The 20,711-nt window shown below is 59.9% G+C and carries 19 protein-coding genes and 6 pseudogenes; 21 read left to right on the forward strand and 4 right to left on the reverse strand.

The window, feature by feature from the left end; genetic code table 11:
- Positions 1–215 precede the first annotated feature (215 nt).
- The 5 genes and pseudogenes from JG747_RS34945 to JG747_RS37720 all read left to right on the forward strand — a co-directional run.
- Complete coding sequence (locus JG747_RS34945; RefSeq protein WP_199201316.1) at positions 216–614, forward strand: hypothetical protein; 399 nt, start codon at positions 216–218, stop codon at positions 612–614.
- The gene (locus JG747_RS34950) at positions 605–994 is read left to right on the forward strand and encodes a hypothetical protein (RefSeq protein WP_199201317.1); all 390 of its coding nucleotides are present in this window, start codon (positions 605–607) and stop codon (positions 992–994) included. Before JG747_RS34945 ends, JG747_RS34950 begins: the two co-directional genes overlap by 10 nt.
- Before the next feature lie 466 nt (positions 995–1,460).
- Positions 1,461–1,844, forward strand: a pseudogene (locus JG747_RS34955) (TrbI/VirB10 family protein); the annotation flags it as partial.
- Between the two features lie 12 nt (positions 1,845–1,856).
- Positions 1,857–1,985 (forward strand): DUF2274 domain-containing protein, encoded by a 129-nt coding sequence (locus JG747_RS37715; RefSeq protein ID WP_342216820.1) that lies wholly within the window; start codon positions 1,857–1,859, stop codon positions 1,983–1,985.
- Between the two features lie 13 nt (positions 1,986–1,998).
- A pseudogene (locus JG747_RS37720) lies at positions 1,999–2,127 on the forward strand (DUF2274 domain-containing protein); the annotation flags it as partial.
- 538 nt (positions 2,128–2,665) lie between these two features.
- Here the strand turns inward: JG747_RS37720 and hemN are convergent.
- Complete coding sequence (gene hemN / locus JG747_RS34965) at positions 2,666–4,015, reverse strand: oxygen-independent coproporphyrinogen III oxidase (protein ID WP_199201318.1); 1,350 nt, start codon at positions 4,013–4,015, stop codon at positions 2,666–2,668.
- A gap of 157 nt (positions 4,016–4,172) precedes the next feature.
- Between hemN and JG747_RS34970 the strand changes: the two genes are divergently transcribed.
- Positions 4,173–4,928, forward strand: a complete 756-nt coding sequence (locus tag JG747_RS34970) for a Crp/Fnr family transcriptional regulator (RefSeq protein WP_136622685.1) — start codon at positions 4,173–4,175, stop codon at positions 4,926–4,928.
- Positions 4,929–4,931: 3 nt separating this feature from the next.
- Here JG747_RS34970 and JG747_RS34975 read toward each other — a convergent pair whose 3' ends face one another.
- Positions 4,932–5,450: a hemerythrin domain-containing protein gene (locus JG747_RS34975; RefSeq protein WP_006329234.1), complete on the reverse strand. Its 519-nt coding sequence runs from the start codon at positions 5,448–5,450 to the stop codon at positions 4,932–4,934.
- 150 nt (positions 5,451–5,600) lie between these two features.
- Here JG747_RS34975 and ccoN point away from each other — a divergent pair, with 150 nt between their 5' ends.
- From ccoN to JG747_RS37410, 13 genes and pseudogenes are all read left to right on the forward strand, one after another.
- Entirely contained in the window at positions 5,601–7,211 is a 1,611-nt protein-coding gene (ccoN, locus tag JG747_RS34980; RefSeq protein ID WP_199201320.1) for a cytochrome-c oxidase, cbb3-type subunit I, read from the forward strand.
- Between the two features lie 11 nt (positions 7,212–7,222).
- A complete protein-coding gene (gene ccoO, locus JG747_RS34985; protein ID WP_027033461.1) occupies positions 7,223–7,954 on the forward strand; it encodes a cytochrome-c oxidase, cbb3-type subunit II in 732 nt (243 codons plus the stop codon).
- Positions 7,955–7,964: 10 nt separating this feature from the next.
- Complete coding sequence (locus JG747_RS34990) at positions 7,965–8,114, forward strand: CcoQ/FixQ family Cbb3-type cytochrome c oxidase assembly chaperone (protein ID WP_027033462.1); 150 nt, start codon at positions 7,965–7,967, stop codon at positions 8,112–8,114.
- Positions 8,115–8,116: 2 nt separating this feature from the next.
- A complete protein-coding gene (gene ccoP, locus JG747_RS34995; protein WP_019856557.1) occupies positions 8,117–8,980 on the forward strand; it encodes a cytochrome-c oxidase, cbb3-type subunit III in 864 nt (287 codons plus the stop codon).
- Between the two features lie 203 nt (positions 8,981–9,183).
- Positions 9,184–10,749 (forward strand): cytochrome c oxidase accessory protein CcoG, encoded by a 1,566-nt coding sequence (gene ccoG / locus JG747_RS35000; protein ID WP_436175218.1) that lies wholly within the window; start codon positions 9,184–9,186, stop codon positions 10,747–10,749.
- Complete coding sequence (locus tag JG747_RS35005; RefSeq protein WP_069091264.1) at positions 10,746–11,243, forward strand: FixH family protein; 498 nt, start codon at positions 10,746–10,748, stop codon at positions 11,241–11,243. Before ccoG ends, JG747_RS35005 begins: the two co-directional genes overlap by 4 nt.
- A complete protein-coding gene (locus JG747_RS35010) occupies positions 11,240–13,531 on the forward strand; it encodes a cation-translocating P-type ATPase (protein ID WP_199201322.1) in 2,292 nt (763 codons plus the stop codon). Before JG747_RS35005 ends, JG747_RS35010 begins: the two co-directional genes overlap by 4 nt.
- Positions 13,528–13,683 carry a cbb3-type cytochrome oxidase assembly protein CcoS gene (gene ccoS, locus JG747_RS35015; RefSeq protein ID WP_136622694.1) on the forward strand — a complete coding sequence of 52 codons (156 nt, stop codon included), beginning with the start codon at positions 13,528–13,530 and terminating at the stop codon, positions 13,681–13,683. Before JG747_RS35010 ends, ccoS begins: the two co-directional genes overlap by 4 nt.
- A gap of 20 nt (positions 13,684–13,703) precedes the next feature.
- Positions 13,704–13,968, forward strand: a pseudogene (locus JG747_RS35020) (glutamate synthase-related protein); the annotation flags it as partial.
- A 291-nt stretch (positions 13,969–14,259) separates the two neighbouring features.
- Positions 14,260–14,472, forward strand: coding sequence for a hypothetical protein (locus JG747_RS35025; RefSeq protein WP_199201601.1), 213 nt, complete (start codon positions 14,260–14,262; stop codon positions 14,470–14,472).
- Positions 14,433–14,615 (forward strand): annotated as a pseudogene (locus tag JG747_RS35030) (fumarylacetoacetate hydrolase family protein); the annotation flags it as partial. The gene JG747_RS35025 and the pseudogene JG747_RS35030, both read left to right, overlap by 40 nt.
- A 4-nt stretch (positions 14,616–14,619) precedes the next feature.
- A pseudogene (locus JG747_RS37405) lies at positions 14,620–15,220 on the forward strand (MBL fold metallo-hydrolase); the annotation flags it as partial.
- 43 nt (positions 15,221–15,263) lie between these two features.
- A complete protein-coding gene (locus JG747_RS37410; RefSeq protein WP_244748507.1) occupies positions 15,264–15,533 on the forward strand; it encodes a type IV toxin-antitoxin system AbiEi family antitoxin domain-containing protein in 270 nt (89 codons plus the stop codon).
- 297 nt (positions 15,534–15,830) lie between these two features.
- Here JG747_RS37410 and JG747_RS35045 read toward each other — a convergent pair whose 3' ends face one another.
- Both JG747_RS35045 and JG747_RS37415 read right to left on the reverse strand, forming a co-directional pair.
- On the reverse strand, positions 15,831–17,018 hold the full coding sequence (locus tag JG747_RS35045) for a Fic family protein (protein WP_199201324.1): 1,188 nt from the start codon (positions 17,016–17,018) through the stop codon (positions 15,831–15,833).
- A gap of 1,065 nt (positions 17,019–18,083) precedes the next feature.
- Positions 18,084–18,302: a hypothetical protein gene (locus tag JG747_RS37415; protein ID WP_244748511.1), complete on the reverse strand. Its 219-nt coding sequence runs from the start codon at positions 18,300–18,302 to the stop codon at positions 18,084–18,086.
- Between the two features lie 452 nt (positions 18,303–18,754).
- On the opposite strand from JG747_RS37415, the gene JG747_RS35055 reads away from it, so the two are divergent.
- Complete coding sequence (locus JG747_RS35055) at positions 18,755–19,210, forward strand: Lrp/AsnC family transcriptional regulator (RefSeq protein ID WP_199201326.1); 456 nt, start codon at positions 18,755–18,757, stop codon at positions 19,208–19,210.
- Between the two features lie 226 nt (positions 19,211–19,436).
- Positions 19,437–20,397, forward strand: a pseudogene (locus JG747_RS35060) (aminotransferase class IV).
- The last annotated feature ends 314 nt before the right edge of the window (positions 20,398–20,711 follow it).

A 20,711-nucleotide genomic window follows, 5' to 3' on the forward strand; every position in this document is an offset into this window, starting at 1 on the left:
CTATATGCGTGATCTTTCTCAGCTGCTTGATCGTGGATCTTGCCGCTCCCGCCGACGGCCACGATGTGGAAGGGCTTGCCCTCCACGGCGATCTCGCCGTTCCTGGTGAACGATCCCGCCGACACGATATAGGGCTTGAGGGTCGGTCACGACGATGTTGTCCCCTGCCGCGGCGATGCACGGCCGTGCCCGTCCATCGAATAGAGGTCGTGAGCTTGAGCGAGTTGGCGATCTTGCCAGCCACGAAGCTTGGCGTTCTGGCGACGCTCAACAAGGCTACCGCAGCAATGGAACGTGCTGCCAGAGAAGCCGAATCCGTTGAGGCGGGCGGCAAGCTGCGGCCGCGCGTGCAAATCTGTAGGGTCAGGGAACTATTGAAGGGCAGAAAGCCCACGCTTCCACCTGTCTATGACATTATCTCTGCCGCTGCCGCCCGGCAGGTGGCCGCCGGGGTTGCCAACGCGACAGGAAATACGGGACCCGCCGTCCTTCAAATATTCTTTCGCCGGCAGCGGACAGAAAGCCACGAACGATCAGTCGCCGACACCTGTGAACAAGCCGTGTGCGACATTGCAATCATCCATCTATTGGCTCAACTGCCCACATGGCCGTGAATGAACTGGATTTGTTGGTTTTCCAGATGGCAGTGGAAAGCGTCCGCTCACTCTGCTTGAGCTTCAATGACAAAGCGGCGGAGATAGCCGCGAGGAGCCGCGGAACCCTGCTTTTCGATGTGCGGATCGATGATGACGCCGAGGTCCAACGGCTCGCAGCCATCCGATATCGAGGCGGGCAGATTGGTGTGCTGGCGTTGGACAGACAAGGCCTTATTAGCCGCTACTGCGTCGTCGACGGTACCTTCTCCCGCTTCATTGCACCGTTGGAGAATTGGACCAGCATGCCGGTGTCAATGCAGGCCAAAATCGATGTCACTCACCATGCCGGCCTCTTCCTAGGCGCGTTGCGAAATGCCGGTCATATGCTTGGCAACTAGCGCTGGCGGAACGCGTCTGTGGATCTTTGCATCCGCCTGGGCGTTTGAGCCGGCGGCTCATCGAGGTTCTGCAGCGCGCGGATGTGCCACGGCCGGGGTGATAGCCGCCTCTGCCCAACAGATTGCCGGCGAGGGCTTGTCGGACAATGAATGTCGTCAATTCACCGTCCGAGAAATGGTGTCTGGCTCACAAGAAGCACAGCGAATTGAGACTGAAACGCAGTCCAGCTGGGAAACCCAGCGCGAAGGCCGGAAGGTAACTTATCTGCGATAGAGGCAACGGGAAGGCGCCTTCCACTTATAAGGCAGCGCCCAATATGTCGGTACTCGCCTGAGGAATTCCCATGGCAGGCAGGGCTACCTCGCGATCCGATCTCGATAGGCTTGTTGTACCTCAGACCGGGCTCGATGTTCAGAATTTCCTCAGCGGCTTGCCCGCACGCCCCCGCCAGCTCCCCGACCACGTGCTTTTGGGCAGAGGCGCGCATTGCTGGTCTGGCAGCGAATAATCCTGCCCGACGGTTGCTCGATCGAAATCGACAATCTGCCAGCGACGGATACTGCCGGCTATGCCGGGCTTGAGGACAAGGTCGATTTTCACACCTGGCAGCTGATCAAGGGAGTTGCTCTAGCGACGCTACTGGGCGTTGGTACCGAGTTGAGCTTTGGGAAAAACGAAAGCGACCTAGTTAAGGCGATCCGGGAATCCACTCAGCAAAACATCAGTCAAGCCGGCCAGCGCATCACCGAAAAGAACCTGAATTTTCAACCCACCATTATCGTCCGCCCCGGTTGGCCCCTACGCGTGATTGTACACAAGGATCTTGTGCTGCGCCCATACCCGACTTGAACAGGAGTAATCATGGCAGATCTGAAACTTGGAAATCTTCCAGACCGGACACCTTCGAAGATGACCATCACCGTTAGCGCGGACCTGAACCAAGCACAAGGACTATGCGGCGCTTTACCGCCAGACCTATGGCGAGTCTGAAACGGTAGCGGAACTCATACCTTTCATGCTGGCAGGGTTTCTGGAAGGTGACAGAGCGTTTGCCAAGGCCAGAAAGGAAAGCTTGCCTGCCGCCGGCATGTCAGAGAAATCGCGACGCGTGTCAGATTCAGATTCCGAGTAATCGAAGCATAAAGTTGGTCAATTGGCGCAGCCGCCCGGGTGCCTAATTTCCCGGCGGTCGCGGCCTACCGATCCGTCATGTAAGGCCTATGCGCGAACTTCGAGCAGCTGGAGGTCAAGTAATTGCCTGGGCGGCCCGGAAACCGCGAACAAGGCGCAGGGCGTGCTAGCCGCACTGATGCATGGTTTCAGACACGTGGGAACGCCGTGCGGTTGTTACTCAGAATGAGCTCATCTCAAAGGGGCATTCAAGAGCCGCAGCGCTGAGTAGCGGAAGCCGCAATGGGGTGCGTCGCTGACATTCAGTGAAAGACTGGGCCGAACAATCCAACCTGCTTGGGCGGATACGAAGTGGAGCCCTGCCTGCAGGGTTCCGGCCGGTCCCAGCCCTCTGCCATGCGACCCCCTTTGGGAAATACCCGCGTCGTCACAGCATCGTAAAGTGGCGCCATATGCACTATCGAATTGTTAGCTGCTGGTTTCGGCGATTTTGAGGAGGTTCGCGATCGACTGAAGACGGTGACGTTCGTCTGTGGCACTCAGACTGCCACTGAGTGCCTGGCCGTTCCACTTTCGAAATATTTGTCGAACTTCGCTGCAATGCTCCTTACAAAGGGACGACTTTCCGCCGATACGACATAACTGTCACCTTGGAGTTCAAGCGGTCGAGCAGGGTCGCCAATGGCGATGGAGCTTGCTTGGAAAAGAAGCTTTTGTCCGGCTTCCCCGAAGCGTTCCACCAGATCGGCTGCTGAAAAGCCGAAATCGCACATCAAGCGCTCGATGATCCAGCCGCGAACACGGTCATCTTCGGAAAACGCGATGCCGCGGACCGTGGCCAGATGTCCCCCCTCGACCATGCGTCCATATTCGGCTGTCGACGGCATGTTCTGCGAATAGCCCTGTCGAAACCGGCTGATCGATGACGGCCCGAGCCCGATCAGTGTTTCGCAGCGATCCTCGGTGTAGCCCTGGAAATTGCGGCGGATTGTTCCCGCGCGAGCCGAGACTGCAAGCGCATCATCCGGCTTGGCGAAATGGTCTATTCCAATCGCCTCGTATCCGGCGCCCATGATCAGACGGGCGGCAATTTGCCACTGAGCGAACCGTTCGGCCGGACCCGGCAACCATGCCTCGTCGATCATAGTCTGATGCTTCTTGAACCAGGGCACATGCGCGTAGCCGAACAGCGCCATCCGGTCCGGCTCCAGAGTCAGCGCCTGCGCCACGGTGGAACAGACGCTCTCCCTGGTCTGATGCGGCAGGCCGTAAAGCAAATCGAGGTTCACGGACCCTACGCCGCGAGAGCGAATGCCGTCGACAACCGCCTTGGTCTGCAAAAAGCTCTGCTCGCGGTTGATCGCCTTCTGCACCTTCGGATCGAAATCCTGAACGCCGAGGCTTGCCCGCGCCATGCCGATCTCGGCAAGTGTATCAAGGCGGGCTTCGTCCATGTCGTTGGGTTCGATTTCGACGCTGATCTTCGCATCGGCAAGAAAATCGAAGCTATCCCGCAGGACAGTTCCCAAGGCTATCATATCCTCGGGCTTCAGCATGGTCGGGGAGCCGCCGCCGAAATGCACGGCGCGGACATGGGCCTTGCCGCCGACAAGACCGGCGACAGTCGCGATCTCCGCGTGAAGCGAGCGGAGATACGAAGCCACCGGCTCGTAGCGGCGGGTCTGCTTTGTATGGCACGCACAGAACCAGCACAGCCGGTCGCAATAAGGGATGTGCAGGTAGAGCGAGACCTCGTCACCGCTTTCGAGCGCCTTCAACCAGCTTCGATAGACATCGACGTCGACGCCAGGATGGAAATGCGGCGCGGTCGGGTAACTGGTATAACGCGGGACGTTCTCGCCAAGCCTGGCAGCTAATTCCGGTCTCATTTGGTGGTCCGCCGTTTTTGCCTCGCCGGAAGTCTGGACGCGTCGAAGAGCCAAAGCCCTGATTTCGGTCAGCCTCCAGCACGGACAAACTGCCGCAAGGATTTCTCTGCCATCGCTTGCTATCCTGCCGAAACTTGGGATCGGTAGCGCGAGCGTAATGACAGTACGGCAAGACATTCACAGTTCCGGCATTCCCGTTCTTTGCCTGTCTTGCGCAGCACGACATCGCGGCGTCTGCGGTGCGCTCGATCCAAACCATTTGGTTGGGCTCGCCAAAACTTCGTCGCGGCACAAGCTCGAGCCGGGGGTCGAACTGATCGCCGACGCCGAGGCCGTCGACAGCTATTCAAACTTGCTTTCAGGCGTTGTGAAGCTGACGAAGTGCCTTTCGGACGGCCGCCAGCAGATTGTCGGTCTTCGGTTCGCACCGGATTTTCTGGGACGGCCCTTCAAGGTGAAAAGCACGATCAATGTGGAAGCGGCAACCTCCGTCTCGCTGTGCTCGTTTCCGAAGGCGGCCGTTGAACGGATAATGAAGGAATCACCGGGACTCGAGCATCGCCTGCTCAAGCAGACGCTGGACGAACTCGACGAGGCACTTGAATGGATGGTGACTCTCGGGCGCAAGACCGCACCGGAGAAGGTGGCGAGCTTTCTCCTCATGATCGCCCGGAATATGGATTCCAGTATCGACCCGGCGGCTGGGTCGGCATGCTTCGATCTGCCGCTGACACGTGCCGACATCTCTGATTTCCTTGGACTGACGAACGAGACCGTGAGCCGCCAGCTTACGCGATTGCGGGCTGACGGCGTGATCCGGATCGAGAACAAACGCCATGTAACGGTCGACAGCATGAGCCGGCTGGAGCAGCGCTGCGGCGGCCGAGGCGCGCGGCAACCGGCCTTTGAATGAGACCTAAGCGTCGGGGCCTTCGTCGCTTATTACGATCCGCGGCAGGACATGCTCGCGTTCGAAAGCGATGTGTCGCCGCAAGCCTTCGAAGAAGCCGCGTAGCATGAATCCGACAGCTTCCGCGCTCTCTATCGGATCACCATGACCGATCGCTAGGAGCGTTTCGGCCACCTCGCCAGCGAAGCATTGATCCTCAAGGTGCTCGATGCGCAACCGGCTGGTAGAGGCAAGTTTGGCCTCGGCCGGAGTCAAGTGCGCCTCATACGCAGGGAAAATCACCCTCTCCTCAAACCCATGAATGTCACGGAGCAGCGGAACGATCTTCTTGGCCGTTCCAAGACATTTGAGGCGGTCGACGTTCGGCAGTGCATCGGCAATGCTTTCCAGCGAGAAGCAGAGCTCCAGCTTTTCCCGATGGGCAAGCTTCATGACCTCGCCCGGAATCGCCTCTGTGCCGGCCTGGCGCGAGAAAGCCGCACTTGTCCATGAGCGGGTTGGCCCGTGCTGCGTTTCCTTGTTCAAATCGCCACCTTCTGATTGCCCCGAACTCGATGCTGCCCGAAGCAAAATCGTGCGGCTCTGACATGGATCAGGGCGAGCAGGCGGCAACTACGGAATTAATGCACCGCGGATTTGGCGTCCGCGCATTGGAATCCTGGTCGGGGACATGTCATGAAATTCGGCACGGAGATCGTCGTTCTAAGCCTGTTTGCTTTTGCGGCCCTGGTGGCTGCCGGCTTCGGCGTAGAAGGACCTTTTCGCCAGCATATGGGGGTTTTGTTCTTCGCCGTGGCTGGCTTTACCGCGATCCTGCTGCGCAACACAGATTTCAAGCCGGCGGCTCCGATCGACACCTCCGCCTACATGGATGGCCCGATCCGCTACGGAGCCATTGCAACGGTATTCTGGGGCGTCGTCGGCATGCTCGTCGGTGTGATCATTGCCCTGCAGCTGGCATACCCTCACCTCAATATCCAACCCTGGTTCAATTTCGGCCGTTTGCGGCCGCTGCACACATCCGGCGTCGTCTTCGCCTTCGGCGGCAACGCTTTGCTTTGCACGTCTCTCTATGTCGTGCAGCGCACGTGCCGCGCCCGGCTGTTTGGCGGCAAACTGGCCTGGTTTGTGTTCTGGGGTTACCAGCTGTTCATCGTCATGGCCGCGACCGGCTACCTGCTCGGCATCACCGAAGCCCGCGAATACGCCGAACCCGAATGGTATGTGGATCTCTGGCTGACCATCGTCTGGGTCGCCTATCTCATCCTGTTCCTCGGCACGATCCTGAAGCGCAAGGAACCGCATATCTACGTCGCCAACTGGTTCTACCTGTCCTTCATCGTGACAATCGCGATGCTGCATGTGGTCAACAATCTGTCGATGCCGGCCTCCTTCCTCGGCTCGAAGAGCTACTCCGCCTTCTCCGGCGTCCAGGACGCCTTGACGCAATGGTGGTATGGCCACAACGCCGTCGGTTTCTTCCTCACCGCCGGGTTCCTCGGCATGATGTATTATTTCGTGCCAAAGCAGGCGAACCGGCCAGTCTATTCCTACCGCCTGTCGATCGTCCACTTCTGGGCGATCATCTTTCTCTACATCTGGGCCGGCCCGCATCACTTGCATTACACCGCCTTACCCGACTGGGCGCAGACGCTCGGCATGGCGTTCTCGATCATGCTGTGGATGCCGTCATGGGGCGGTATGATCAATGGCCTGATGACGCTGTCTGGCGCCTGGGACAAGCTGCGCACCGATCCGATCATCCGCATGATGGTGATGGCAGTCGCCTTCTACGGCATGTCGACCTTCGAAGGTCCGATTATGTCGATCAGAACGGTCAATTCGCTGTCGCACTACACGGACTGGACCATCGGCCATGTCCATTCCGGCGCGCTCGGCTGGGTTGGCATGATCTCGTTCGGCGCAATCTACTACATGGTGCCGAAACTGTGGAACCGTGAACGTCTCTATTCGCTGCGGCTCGTCACCTGGCACTTCTGGCTGGCGACGCTCGGAATCGTCGTCTACGCCGCGGTGATGTGGGTTTCCGGCATCATGCAGGGCCTGATGTGGCGCGAGTACGACGAGCAGGGTTTCCTCGTCTACTCCTTCGCCGAAACCGTCGCCGCCATGCATCCCTTCTACGTCATGCGTGCCATCGGCGGTGCGATGTACCTCACCGGCGCCCTGCTCATGGCCTGGAACGTGACCATGACCATTCTTGGCCACCAGCGCGAAGAGCAACCAATGCCAGGTTCCGAGCCCGCCCTCCGGCCTGCCGAATAGGGAGCCAGACAATGGGCTTGATGGACAAACACGCGATCATCGAGAAGAACGCCACGCTTCTTCTCGTTGGCTCTCTTCTTGTCGTGACCGTCGGCGGCATCGTCGAGATTGCGCCGCTTTTCTATCTCGACAACACGATCGAGAAAGTCGAAGGCATGCGGCCCTACTCGCCACTGGAACTCGCCGGACGCAACATCTATGTGCGCGAGGGCTGCTACCTCTGCCACAGCCAGATGATCAGGCCTTTCCGGGACGAGGTCGAGCGCTACGGCCACTACAGCCTGGCCGCCGAGTCCATGTACGACCACCCCTTCCAGTGGGGCTCGAAGCGCACCGGCCCTGACCTTGCTCGAGTCGGCAACCGCTATTCCAACGAATGGCACGTTCAGCACCTTATGGATCCACGTTCGGTGGTGCCGGAATCTATCATGCCTCGCTATGCCTTCCTGAAGGACGCGCCGATCGAGGTGAAGGACTTCTCGACGCATCTGGTTGCGAACGCGCGTGTTGGCGTCCCGTACTCCGATGAGATGATCGCGCACGCCAATGCCGATCTGATGGTCCAGGCCGACCCGAATGCCGATGCCTCCGGCGTCGAGAAACGCTATCCGAAAGCCAAAGTCGGTGATCTGGACGGCAATCCGCAGCAGGTGACCGAGATGGATGCCCTCGTCGCCTATCTGCAAATGCTGGGAACACTGGTCGATTTCAAGACCTATGACGATGCAGCCGGCTACCGCTGAGGGGGACGCAATGAGCTATAATTTGATGCGGGAATTCGCGGACAGCTGGGGTCTGCTTGCCATGGCGCTCTTCTTCGTCGGCTGCATTGCCTTTGCCTTGCGTCCCGGCGGCAAAACACAGGCCGATCAAGCCGCCCAGATTCCACTCAAGGACGACTGATCATGAGCAGCGAGCATATCGACGAAGTCTCGGGCATCTCAACGACCGGTCATGAATGGGACGGGATAAGGGAGCTCAACAACCCATTGCCCCGATGGTGGGTGATAACCTTCTACATCACCGTCGCTTGGGCGGTGGCTTATACAATTGCGTATCCGGCTTGGCCGATGCTGTCTTCCGCGACCAAGGGTGTGCTTGGCTATTCCAGCCGCAACGCTGTCAAGATTGAGCTGGCGGCTGCCGAAGCCGCCAAGGGCAAATATGTCGCGGCCATCCAGCAGAAGACCGTATCCGAGATTGCAGCCGACGACGCGCTGCGTGAATTCGCGGTAGCGGCCGGCGGAGCTACCTTCAAGGTCAATTGCGTGCAATGCCACGGCTCGGGCGCCCAAGGGTCGAAGGGCTTTCCAAACCTGAACGACGATGACTGGCTGTGGGGCGGCACGACCGAGCAGATCCAGCAAACGATCGCGCACGGCATCCGTTTCGCATCCGACCCGGATACTCGGCAGTCGGAAATGCCCCCCTTCGGTGACATCATCACGCCCGAACAGATCGCACAGGTCGGTGCCTATGTCGCCAGCCTCTCGGGCAAGGTCCAGGATGCAAGTCTTATCGAGCCCGGCGCCAAGGTATTCGCGGAAAACTGCGTCGCCTGTCATGGCGATAATGCGAAAGGCAACAAAGAGCTCGGCGCGCCCAATCTGACCGATGCGATCTGGCTCTACGCACCCGGCGAGACAGCCATCGCCGTCCAAGTCCGCGCGCCGAAGCACGGTGTCATGCCGGCCTGGATCGGGCGTCTCGGCGAGACCAAGGTTAAGGAACTTGCGGTTTATGTCCATTCGCTTGGCGGCGGAGAATAGGAACGGAAGCCTATTCTCGGCCCTCCCCGCCAAGCGACGGGGCCCGGCACGAGTCGGGCCCCGACACCATTCCGGCATGCGGCGATTGACCTGCAGCAAGGCGGCGCGGCCCACACGGCGAAGCGGGCTCACTGCAGACCGGACGTCTGTCGAAGCAGACAAGTCCGTCGCACAACGATGTCATAGGCCGCGCGCGAGTGGAGATGCACGTGCTGGATAAAACGCAGATGGAGCGGCTCGAGGCAAAAGCGGTCAACTCCGCCAAGACACGACAGCCGCTCTATGCTCCGCGCAAGAAAATCTTCCCTAAACGCGCCTCGGGCAGCTTTCGCCGCTTCAAATGGCTGGTGATGGCGATCACGCTGGGCATCTATTATCTGATGCCCTGGTTGCGCTGGGATCGAGGTCCGTTTGCTCCTGATCAGGCCGTGCTGATCGATCTTGCCAACCGCCGTTTCTACGTCTTCTTCATCGAGATATGGCCGCAGGAATTCTACTATGTCGCCGGCCTTCTGATGATGGCCGGCATCGGCCTCTTCCTGATCACGTCCACCGTCGGCCGCGCCTGGTGCGGCTATACCTGCCCGCAGACGGTATGGGTCGATCTTTTCCTAGTTGTCGAGCGGGCGATCGAAGGCGATCGCAACGCTCGCATGAAGCTCGACGCCGGCCGATGGACCGCGCGCAAACTGGTGCTGCGTGTGTCGAAACACGCCATCTGGCTGGTCATAGCGGCAGCTACCGGCGGCGCCTGGATCCTCTATTTCGCCGATGCGCCGACGCTGATCGGCGACGTATTCAACGGCACCGCCGCTTCGGTCGCCTACGTCACCATCGCGGTGCTGACGGCGACCACCTACACGTTCGGCGGGCTGATGCGCGAGCAAGTCTGCACCTACATGTGCCCGTGGCCGCGCATCCAGGCTGCCATGCTCGACGAGAATTCGCTCACTGTGACCTACAATGACTGGCGTGGCGAACCTCGTTCGCGGCACGCCAAGAAGGTCCAGGCTGCGGGGCAGCCGGTCGGTGACTGCGTCGACTGCAATGCCTGTGTCGCAGTCTGCCCGATGGGGATCGACATTCGCGACGGCCAGCAACTCGAATGCATCACTTGCGCGCTGTGCCTTGATGCCTGCGACGGCGTCATGAACAAGCTCGGCAAGGAGCGCGGGCTGATCTCCTATGCGACGCTGTCCGACTACAACGCCAACATGGCGGTGGCGACCGCAGGCGGCTCCGGTCCCGTGAAACCTTCACTCGTCAGAACGGCCGACAGCACATTCTCCGCCAGGTTGGCGCATTTCCATATTCGCAAGATCTTCCGGCCGAGGACCTTCTTCTACATGGGCGCGTGGACGGCGGTCGGGCTTGCCTTGATCTATTCGCTGCTGACGCGCGACCGACTCGAGATCAACGTCCTGCACGACCGCAATCCGCAATTCGTGACCCTGTCCGACGGCTCGATCCGCAACGGTTACACCGTCAAGCTGCTTAACATGATCCCCGAGCCAAGGACGATCGTCGTCACGATGCAGGGCTTGCAGGGAGCCGAAATGAGCGTCGTCGGCAGTGATCTGCCGGCAGCTCGCTTCTTCGCCATCGCGGTCGAACCCGACCGGCTGAACATGCTGAAGGTCTTCGTGCGCCAGCCAGCGGGTGAGGTTCGGCACGCTGCACAAACCTTCAAGTTCCGCGTCGAGGACAGAGCGAGCTTCGAATCGGACGAATACACCGCCACCTTCAACGCCCCGGAGATCGCCAGATGAGCACCAATACGCAAAAGACGCGTGAGTTCACCGGCAGGCACATGCTGCTCACCATTCTCGGCTTTTTCGGCGTGATCATCGCGGTCAATCTCACGATGGCGACACTCGCCAGCACGAGCTGGACCGGCCTTGTCGTCGAGAACACCTATGTGGCCAGCCAGCAATTCAACAAAAAGGCCGAGGAAGGGCGCGCGCAGGCGGCACTCGGCTGGACCGGCAAACTGACGATCGCTCGGGGTGAGGTCCGCTACAGCTTGAGCGATACCACCGGCAAGCCGGTCCCCTTGCATGGCGTCAAGGTGCTGTTTCGCCATCCCGCATACGAGAAAGAGGACAAGTCCGTTACGCTCGCCCTCGCCTCCGGCGAGGAATTCGCGGCGCGGCACATGCCGAAGGACGGCGTCTGGATCGTCGAAGTCGACGCCGATGCCGGCCTGGCGCAACCCTATCGCGACGTCCGCAGGATCATGATTTCGCAAGGAGCGCTGCAATGAGCTGCTGTGCACCCGGCGCGGAACAGGCAATGGATCTGACCGGTACCACATCGGTCCTGCCATCTGGCCAGGAGATCAGGTTGGCGAGCCGCTTGGTTGGCGATGGTCTTCGCCAGACCGACCTTTCAGTACCGACGGTTCATTGCGCAGCCTGCATCCAGGCGATCGAGACGGCGCTGGCAAAGCTCGACAATGTCGAAGACGCGCGTGTCAACTTGTCGACGAAACGGGTGTCGGTCCGGTGGCGCGGCGAGGAGGTTCCATCATTCGTCGCCGCGCTTGGACGGCTGGGCTATGACGCGCACCTGTTCGATCCAGAGGCTGCCGGCAAGGACAAGACGCTCTCGGAACTGATCCGCGCCGTCGCCGTTGCCGGCTTTGCCGCGGGCAACATCATGCTGCTTTCGGTCTCGGTCTGGTCCGGCGCCGAAGGTGCTACCCGCGACCTGTTTCACTGGGTCTCTGCATTGATCGCCATCCCGGCGCTCACCTTTGCCGGCGGCATCTTCTTCCGCTCGGCCTGGAATGCACTGCGCCACGGCCGCATGAACATGGACGTGCCGATCGCGGTTGGGGTGTCGCTCGCTTATGCCATGAGCCTCTACGAGACGATCAATCATGGCGATCACGCCTATTTCGACGCCTCGGTTTCGTTGCTGTTTTTCCTGTTGATCGGCCGCACCCTGGATCACGTCATGCGCGAACGGGCACGGACCGCCGTGAAAGGCCTGTCCCAGTTGGCCGCACGTGGCGCCATGGTGCTGCGCGGCGATGGCGCGCGCGACTACCTGCCGGTTGGCGAGATCGAACCGGGCATGCACCTTCTGGTCGCCGCAGGCGAAAGGGTCCCTGTCGACGGCCGGATCATTCGGGGCGCGTCGGATCTCGACTGCTCGCTGGTTTCTGGCGAGAGCACACCAAAAACCGTGACGTCCGGGCAACAGGTTCAGGCCGGCACGCTCAACCTTACCGGCCCCCTGACCATCGAAGCGACCGCTGCGGCAAAGGACTCCTTCCTGGCGGAAATGGTCCGGCTGATGGAAGCCGCCGAAGGTGGTCGTGCGCACTATCGGCGGATCGCCGACCGTGTCTCGGCGCTCTATGCGCCGGTGGTCCATCTCACCGCCTTCGTGACGTTCCTTGGCTGGATGGCGGTAACCGGCGACTGGCACCGGGCAGTGACGATCGCGATCGCCGTTCTCATCATCACATGCCCGTGCGCGCTCGGCCTCGCCGTGCCGATCGTGCAGGTGGTGGCGGCGCGGCGCCTGTTCGAAAACGGCATCATGGTCAAGGACGGTTCGGCCATGGAACGCCTGGCCGCGATTGATACGGCGGTGTTCGACAAGACCGGCACACTGACGCTCGGACAGCCCAGGCTGGTCAACGCGTCGACCATCGATCCGGCGATGCTGGCGATCGCAGCCGACATGGCGGCGCACTCCCGTCACCCGTTCTCGAAGGCCATCGCCGCATTCGCGGGTTTTGCCGGCCAGCCGAAGCTGGAAGCCGTCAGCGAGCACCCGGGTCTCGGCATCGAAGCCACGACCGCGGACAGCACCTGGCGTCTTGGCCGGCGCGGCTGGGCCGGATGGAAAGCCCGGACCGGTGGCGAAGGCAAGTATGGCGGCTATGGCGGGACGGTGCTTTCGAAGAATGGGAGGATCGTCGCCTCCTTCACGTTCGAGGACGCTACGCGCGCCGACGCCAAGGCGGCGGTCGGACAATTGAAGGATGCCGGCGTGTCGGTCGAAATGCTGTCGGGCGATACCCCGGACGCTTGTGGCGATGTCGCAAGAATATTGGGCATCGACCGTTTTGTTTCGGCGCTGCTGCCGTCCGAGAAGGCTGAGCGGATCGAAGTGCTGACCAAGGCCGGCCACAAGGTCCTGATGGTGGGCGACGGGCTCAACGACACGCCAGCGCTGGGCGCGGCGCACGTCTCGATCGCTCCAGCCACCGCCGCCGATATCGGCCGCAACGCCGCCGATTTCGTGTTCCTGCGTGAAAGCCTTTCGGCAGTACCCCTTGCGCTGGACGTCTCGCGGAAGGCAGGGCGGCTGATCCGCCAGAACATAGCCATCGCGATCATCTACAACGCTGTTGCCGTGCCGATCGCCATTCTGGGGCATGTCACGCCGTTGATCGCCGCGATCGCGATGTCGGCCTCATCACTGCTTGTCATTGGCAATGCATCGAGGCTGCAAAGTTTTGTGCCAGACGAGCCAAGGAGAACTGCTCCGCCAGACAGGCGCCCCCACACTGGCACATTGGCGCAACCCTCATGACAATCCTGGTTTATCTCATACCTGTTGCTCTGTTGGCGGGCGGGCTTGGACTGTCTGGCTTCCTGTGGGCCTTGAGGTCTGGTCAATACGAGGATCTCGACGGAGCGGCCGAGCGTATCCTCATTGACCGGAACGAGCGGCCGGAACGCTGATTCAAGCCGCGTGCAGACGGTTACGTCGGGCACTGCCAACTGTGAAGCTGATCGCGTCGGGCGGGATCCGCGACGGCGTCGATGTGGCCAAGGCCATCCGCCTGGGCGCGGACATCGCCGGGCAGGCGGCCGGCGTGCCGCGCGCGGCGACGGTGTCCACCGAGGCGGTTGTCGCGCATTTCGAGATCGTCATCCGCCTGTTGGCCGTCGCCTGCTTCTGCACCGGCTCGGCTGATCTGGCTTCAGGCGCGCTTGTTGCCCTCGGCGCATCTGCCCGCCGGTTGATGCCGGCATCGCCCGCACGTGGCGGCGGGCGCCTCGGCTAACAGGGTAATTAGACGGCCTCATGTACTCAGGCGTGATCTGTAGAGCAGACGGTTCGTCTATTCTCACCTATTCGACGACTGTCTTACAGTTCAGCCGTGGGCGGCTAAGACACGTTTGTTCGAAAACCGACGTGGGCGGGGCCGTGCCCATGTTTTCCCGTCTTTCAAGGAAGGTCCGCAAAACCTCTGTTGGCATGCCGGTTGCAAGGACCGTAAAGGACCCGCACGACCACGGCGGTCTAGCAGTAGCATGGCCGGCGAAGTTGGAAATCGCGTTGGCCGAAACGGCAAGTGCGCTGGTGCCGATGGCGATATGGAGGATGGAAACGCCGACGACGTAAAGCAGGAGCGGCGCGGCAAGGATCGAGCCGCCGCCGCCCAGAAGAACAAGCTCGGCGATGGGCGGGCAAACCTGTCTGTTAAGGCGGCGTCCGCTATTCCTGCATTGCCGAGATCCGCATGATCGAGACTATCGAGCAGGGTGCGGCAAAGGCACCTTTCATGCGATTCGGCGACACGGTCCGCATCGAGATGAGAGACAAGGCCGGCGACTCGATCTTCGGCGCGATTGAGCAGACGGTGACGCAACACAACAAGGAAGCCTGAGACCATGGCCAAGCAATTCGCATCTGTCGGAGATGTGGCAGAGAAAAAGATCTCCTTCACCGAGATCGGCCGCGACCTGTGGGCCTTCACCGCCGAGGGCGACCCGAACACTGGTGTCATCATCGGCGACAAATCGGTGATGGTGATCGACGCCCAGGCCACGCCGCGGCTGGCCGGCAAGGTGATCGAGAAGGTCAGGACCCTCACCGACAAGCCGATCAACTATGTCGTGCTTGACGCACTATCACGCTGTGCGGGTTCTCGGCGCTTCGGCCTATGGCGCGCAGCAGACGATCATGTCGGAGAAGGCGCGCGCCATGGTCGCCGAGCGCGGGCCTGAGGACTGGAACTCCGAGTTCGGCCGGTTTCCGCGCCTCTTCCAGGGCCACGAGTCGATCCCCGGCCTGACCTGGCCAACGCTGACCTTCAACGACCGGTTAACGCTCTATATGGGCAAACGGCGGGTGGACCTTGAATTCCTTGGTCGCGCGCATACGGCAGGCGACATCGTCGCCTTCGTGCCCGACGCCAACGTCATGTTCACCGGCGACATCGTCGAGTACCATTCGGCCTGCTATTGCGGCGACGGCCATTTCGCCGACTGGTGGCGCCATCTCCTTCGAGCATGCCGACCAGCTTCTACAGGGTATGACGACGCTCTCGCCAAGGCGCATGGAGCAACTCTTGCGCAAATGCACGAGCGTCAAATTATGCAGACTGTTCTATTGGATGGCCGAGCGCCATTCCTACGCATGGCTGAAGAAGCTCCCCAAACCCGAAGCGCTCGACGAGCTTGGCCTTGGCAGGGGCAACAGAGTGCTGGTCGGAGGCGGCAGACTCGATACAAAATACCGCATAACGGTCCCGGAGGAGATGTGGGCGCGGCCAGCCCTTACTACAATCAAGTCCGGCTCCTAACGCGTGTCTTGCCGCTCGTTGCGGCGGAGACGTGTTTCGCCCTCAGAGGCGGAATCCGATCCGAGAAGATTTCGCTTTGTTTCCAAATAGTTGTGATTTGCGCAGCGGCAGCGCTAACCAACATAGGTACCAAAATATTTCTGTGGATTGTTTCGGTTCCCAATATCTATCCATCCTGCGCCCAATCGAACGGAGGTTTAAGCTTGCGGACCACGAACTCACCGAGCGCCCGAGCCGCGGCTGGACTCGCTTGAGTGACAAGGGCATCGGCAACACTATAGGCGCAGTTATGCAACGCTAAGTTTCCGGAAATAGCTTAGGAAACAGTTCGTCCAACGTGTCGACCGGGAAGCGTAGCGATACCGGTCCTTTCGGGGTATCGGACGCAAGCAGGCCAAGCTCGAGCACCTCGGTAAACACGCGGCGGGCCGTACGTTCCGGCAAGCCAGCGATACGTGAGGCCTCACCGCGATCGAACTCGCCGCGCAGAAGCGCCTCCTCGAGCAGCCGGAAAGCTTCTGGCTTCAGGTCGTAGCGTTGAACGAACCGCTGCAGACGCCGGGCAAGTTGGTTCAAATCGAACAGGCTGGACATGAAACTGACCTGATCGATGCATACGCGTAGAAACCATAAGGTAAAATCCGCCAGCGCCCGCATAGAAAGATTACCGCGGCCGTCGCGATCGCCTTGGCGTGGCATGTCGGCGTGATCCATCATGCGTTTATAGTCGCCGCGGCTTTCCAGACCCCGCGCCAGGCCTCGGGAAATCGACCACAGCCCGTGCGCGGCAATTCCTGCCTCATGGGCCATGGCGTGACTCATCAAGCGGCTGACGCGTCCATTGCCGTCAGGGAAGGGATGAATGTAATTGAACCGATGATGCGCGGCCGGAATCGCCAATATCCTAGCCGCTTTGCCCGTACGTTGGAAGCGGTACCGGCTAGCGAAATGCTCCATGAACGCTTCAACGCGATCGCTTGACGGCGGCTGGTGGCGGCCGACAGTGACATCATGTTCGGGCTGTGATCGCCACCGACCCGGAACCATCAAGAATTCTCTGTCTGCGCCGCGAATGCGCAACATCGCCTCATCGGCGTCACGGTAGAATTCCGCATGCAGCCAGCGCAAAAAATCAAGCGAAGCCGGTTCTGGGAGCTGACCCTCTGCGGCCAGGCAATCGATTTCCCCCTGCAGTCGAACATGGGCCGCGGCTTCCACCTGCAGGTTGCGTCGTTCCTGGTCTTTGTCGAATTCGCCGGCGAGGGCGCGTTCGATGTCGCGGGGGCGCGTGTTGTGGCCCTCGATCAGGTTGCTGTAATAGGTGTTCATGATGCGCACGAGATCCGCCAGGTTCGCGGCCGTGCGCGGATGCAGCTTGGCGCCGAGAACCGCCGAGCTTGCTGACAGCTCAGCCAGCGCGTCGGAGATAGGCTCCGCAACGTCTTCCAGGCGCGCCGGCTCGATGCGCTGTACGGTCTCTTCCATAATTGGCCGATGTTAGATCGCGCTAAGTACGTATATGTCAACAGAAATTTTAGCTGAGCGCCCATAACTGGCCGATCATTTGGCCGATGTTTAGCGCTACCTCAGCTTCACCGAGACGGTTGATCGACGACGCCAATGCCGATGCCGATGATGGCCGATATTCGCTATGCTTAGCGCATTGATAGCATGTACAAATTTGCGATCGGTAGGTCGATTTGGCCGATCGCTTGGCCGAACTTCGCCGGTCGCGCTGACTAGGATATACGACCAGGAAAATATAGGCGACTCCAAATGATTCTCCAGAGATTGCGGAGGCACGCGACGCTGCGACCAGGCTGCGCGAGGACTCGAACGAGGCAGCCCAATATCTGCTGAGCTCTGCGAGCGCGTGTGGAAACCCGATGCGGGCCGCCAGGTTCTCACGTTTGCGTTTGAGCGCGATCCATTCGCTCTCAAATCGCAACTGGCGTCTTTGACGCTGGATTTGAACCCACAATAAGTACGCGCCGACAAGAGCAAATACGCCTGTAAGCAACGTCTGCCAGTCATAGGCGCGCCGATGAACGGATTATGGAATTTCGGTAGCGGCTCCGCGCAGCGCTCGAACAGGCTCTGGGCAAGCGCGTTTTCGCAAGTTCGGCAGATTCACGCTATACAACCTCTGTCTTCTGCTCACGCGATACAGCTAGGCAGCGTGGGCAGTTCAGTCACCAATTCTGCGAAGCGTCAGACATGCGACGGCTCGCCGGCAATATATTCACCGGCGTTGGATGCCGGCTGGCGTAGCTCCGTTGCGTCGGACCACCAGGCTTGATCTCCGGTCTCTGCCTCCAGCAACCTGAGCAAAGCGCGATTGGCGGGATCGCGCAGAAACACCCGATAGCCTTCGGCAATCTCCGTAGGCAATCGGGTCGCGTTAGCGAGGCTGAGCAAAAGGGCCGAGCTGACGCGGATCGTAGCTGCAGACCGGATTGTCCGATGTGAGGAAAGGCGTGCTTGTCCTGTTGTGGAGCACCTCGAAGCCGAGGCGGAAACAGAGGTCGCCGAAATCCTTGAACTCACCTTTCATTGCCAGCAGGGTTGACGCCTATCGGCACGGCGCTCGAGCGGCGGAGGAAGGACGCCGAGTTCTTCGCCGATCTTGTGCTCGCAGCGAATTTTGGCCTCGATCATCAGCGCGTGCCGATCGCGCGTCGCCGGAACACGCGCGCGCAAGATCGTTTGCATGCCGAGCACGTTGAAGGAGATGGCGGCCGACAGGCGGCGTGCCGCGAGCGCCCGCACCGTTTTCCGGCCATCCGGTCTCGATGGTGTTCCACAGGTCCTCGAAACAATGGTTTTCCTGACATTCCAAAGGACGCTAGTTTGTCCACAACGAACCGAGCCGTTTCATGCACAGCGAAATCCAGCTCTGGGTTTTGATGAAGATGCCTGCGCCAGACTGTGACTTCGTCGGCCAGGTGATAAAACTCTTCGACTGAGTGCATACTGAATCCATTCATCGACGTCTTACGTCCGTCGCTGGGCCAAGTGGTTGGCATCATGTGCAGAAATTTGCCGCAAGCGTTTGGAATAGTTTGGGCAAAATTTGCAGTGAAAAGAAATGGCCGCGTTTCCGCGAGGATTGCAATGATAGCACCCTAGGATTGAGCTAGCATTTCATTGAGCGTCCGATCTTGCAACGGCCGTTTCGAATCGATAACGCCACATCGGGGTTTCGCATCTAGGGTTTTGGTATGATAGATGATCTTGACCGGCGGATACTCGGCGCCCTTCAAAGGAACAACAGGCTGTCGTTCTCCGAGCTTGCGGACCTCGTGGGTTCGTCTGCCGCTTCATGCATGCGCCGTGTCAATAAGCTCCGCGCAGACGGAATCATCACCGCTGATATCTCCTTAGTCGACGCCAAGGCGCTCGGGAAGTCGCTGACCGTGGTCGTGACAGTGGAACTCGATCGTGAGCGTTTAGACCTTGTTGACGACTTCAAGCGGGCTATGAGGGCGGCAAAAGAAGTCACTCAATGCTATATGGTCACAGGCGATGCCGACTTCGTTCTTATTGTAGCGGTGGAGGACGTCGAGGCCTTCGACGTTTTTGTAAAGACCAAACTCTACACAAATCCCAATGTCCGCAAATTCAAGAGCATGATTGCCCTAGATCGGGTGAAGTTTGAGCCACGGGTGCTAGTGTAGCCCTTTAACGTTTCCCTCACTTCGATCCCGTTTTTGAAGCGTTCATTGCGGCGGAGGCGCCACTTTGATCGCAATCAATCCATCGAAGTCTGCGATTTAATTGTATCGGCGGCCGTACCCAAAGGCGGGCACGCGCGGTGTGCTGCCGTTTCGGAGCCGCTGGGGCAGTTTCGCGGCGGCGATTCGTGACCGCTTGTGCGGGATTGCAAGATTGGAGAACTAGGGAATGACAATTGCTGCGGCCGAACCTGCAACGGCTCTCCCAGCCATAGAGCAACGGCACCGGGATCTACGACATTATCCTCATGGCATAGCCTTCATGGATAGGTCAGTACCTGCCGATGTCCGAAGCCAAAGTGTCCGTCCTGGACTGGGGTTTTTTGCATTCCGATGCCACCTACGATACCGTTCATCTATGGGACGGAAGGTTCTTCAGGCTGGACCTGCACCTGGACCGGTTCTTCCGCGGGATGGAAAAGCTCCGCATGAAGGTTCCCTACGACCGTAGTGAGATCGAGAAAATCCTGTCTACCTGCGTGGCGCTATCCGGGCACAAGTCGGCGTATGTGGAAATGGTCTGCACGCGAGGTGGCTCGCCCACCTTTAGCCGTGACCCACGCCAGTCGGAGAACAGGTTCATCGCATTCGCGGTGCCTTTCGGGTCGGTTGCCAGCAAGGAGCAGCTGGAGCGCGGCCTGCATGTCGCAATCAGCAACACCGTTCGGATCCCGCCCAAGTCGATCGATCCGACCATCAAGAACTATCACTGGCTCGATCTGGTGAAGGGACTGTTCGACGCGTACGACTACGGTGCCGAAACGGCATTGATCGTCGACATCAATGACAACATTGCCGAAGGGCCTGGCTTCAACGTTTTCACCGTCAAGGACGGCCGCTTGAAGACCCCGGCTTATGGCGTTCTTGCCGGCATTACCCGGCAGACCGTATTCGACCTATGCGATGAATTGGGCCTCTCCGTCAGCGCCGGCGACATTGATCGCGACGAATTGAAGGGCGCCGATGAGGTTTTCATCACGTCTACAGCGGGTGGGATCATGCCGGTGTCCAAGATTGACGAGACGGTTCTAGGCAACGGCAAGGTTGGCGCTCTAACACGCCAGCTGACCGACCTGTATTGGGAGAAGCATGCCGATCCGGCATGGTCGACCGCGGTAAATTACGCATAGTACGGCGATATATTGTCGAGCGTTCCTCCCCAGTGCGGGAGGGCTGTGCTGCCTTGAGTCTGCCGATGACCGACGCTTTCATTTCCCATCTCTCGAACGAACTGGCCGGCCTGAAGGCGGGGGGCCTGTACAAATCCGAGCGGGTGACGGGCCGCTACGCTCCTCTATTGAGGAGCTCCGCTTCGCGGCCCGCAACCACCTCATTCAACGCTGCGAATGCGTCGACGAAGCAGTCTTCCTCCGGAAGAAAGGAAGCCGATGCGCAGATACGCTCGCGGCCTGGGACTGCAACACTTCTGAAACTGCCGGCAAGT

This window comes from Mesorhizobium sp. 131-3-5 (assembly GCF_016756575.1).
In the GTDB taxonomy this organism is placed as follows: Bacteria; Pseudomonadota; Alphaproteobacteria; order Rhizobiales; family Rhizobiaceae; genus Mesorhizobium; species Mesorhizobium jarvisii.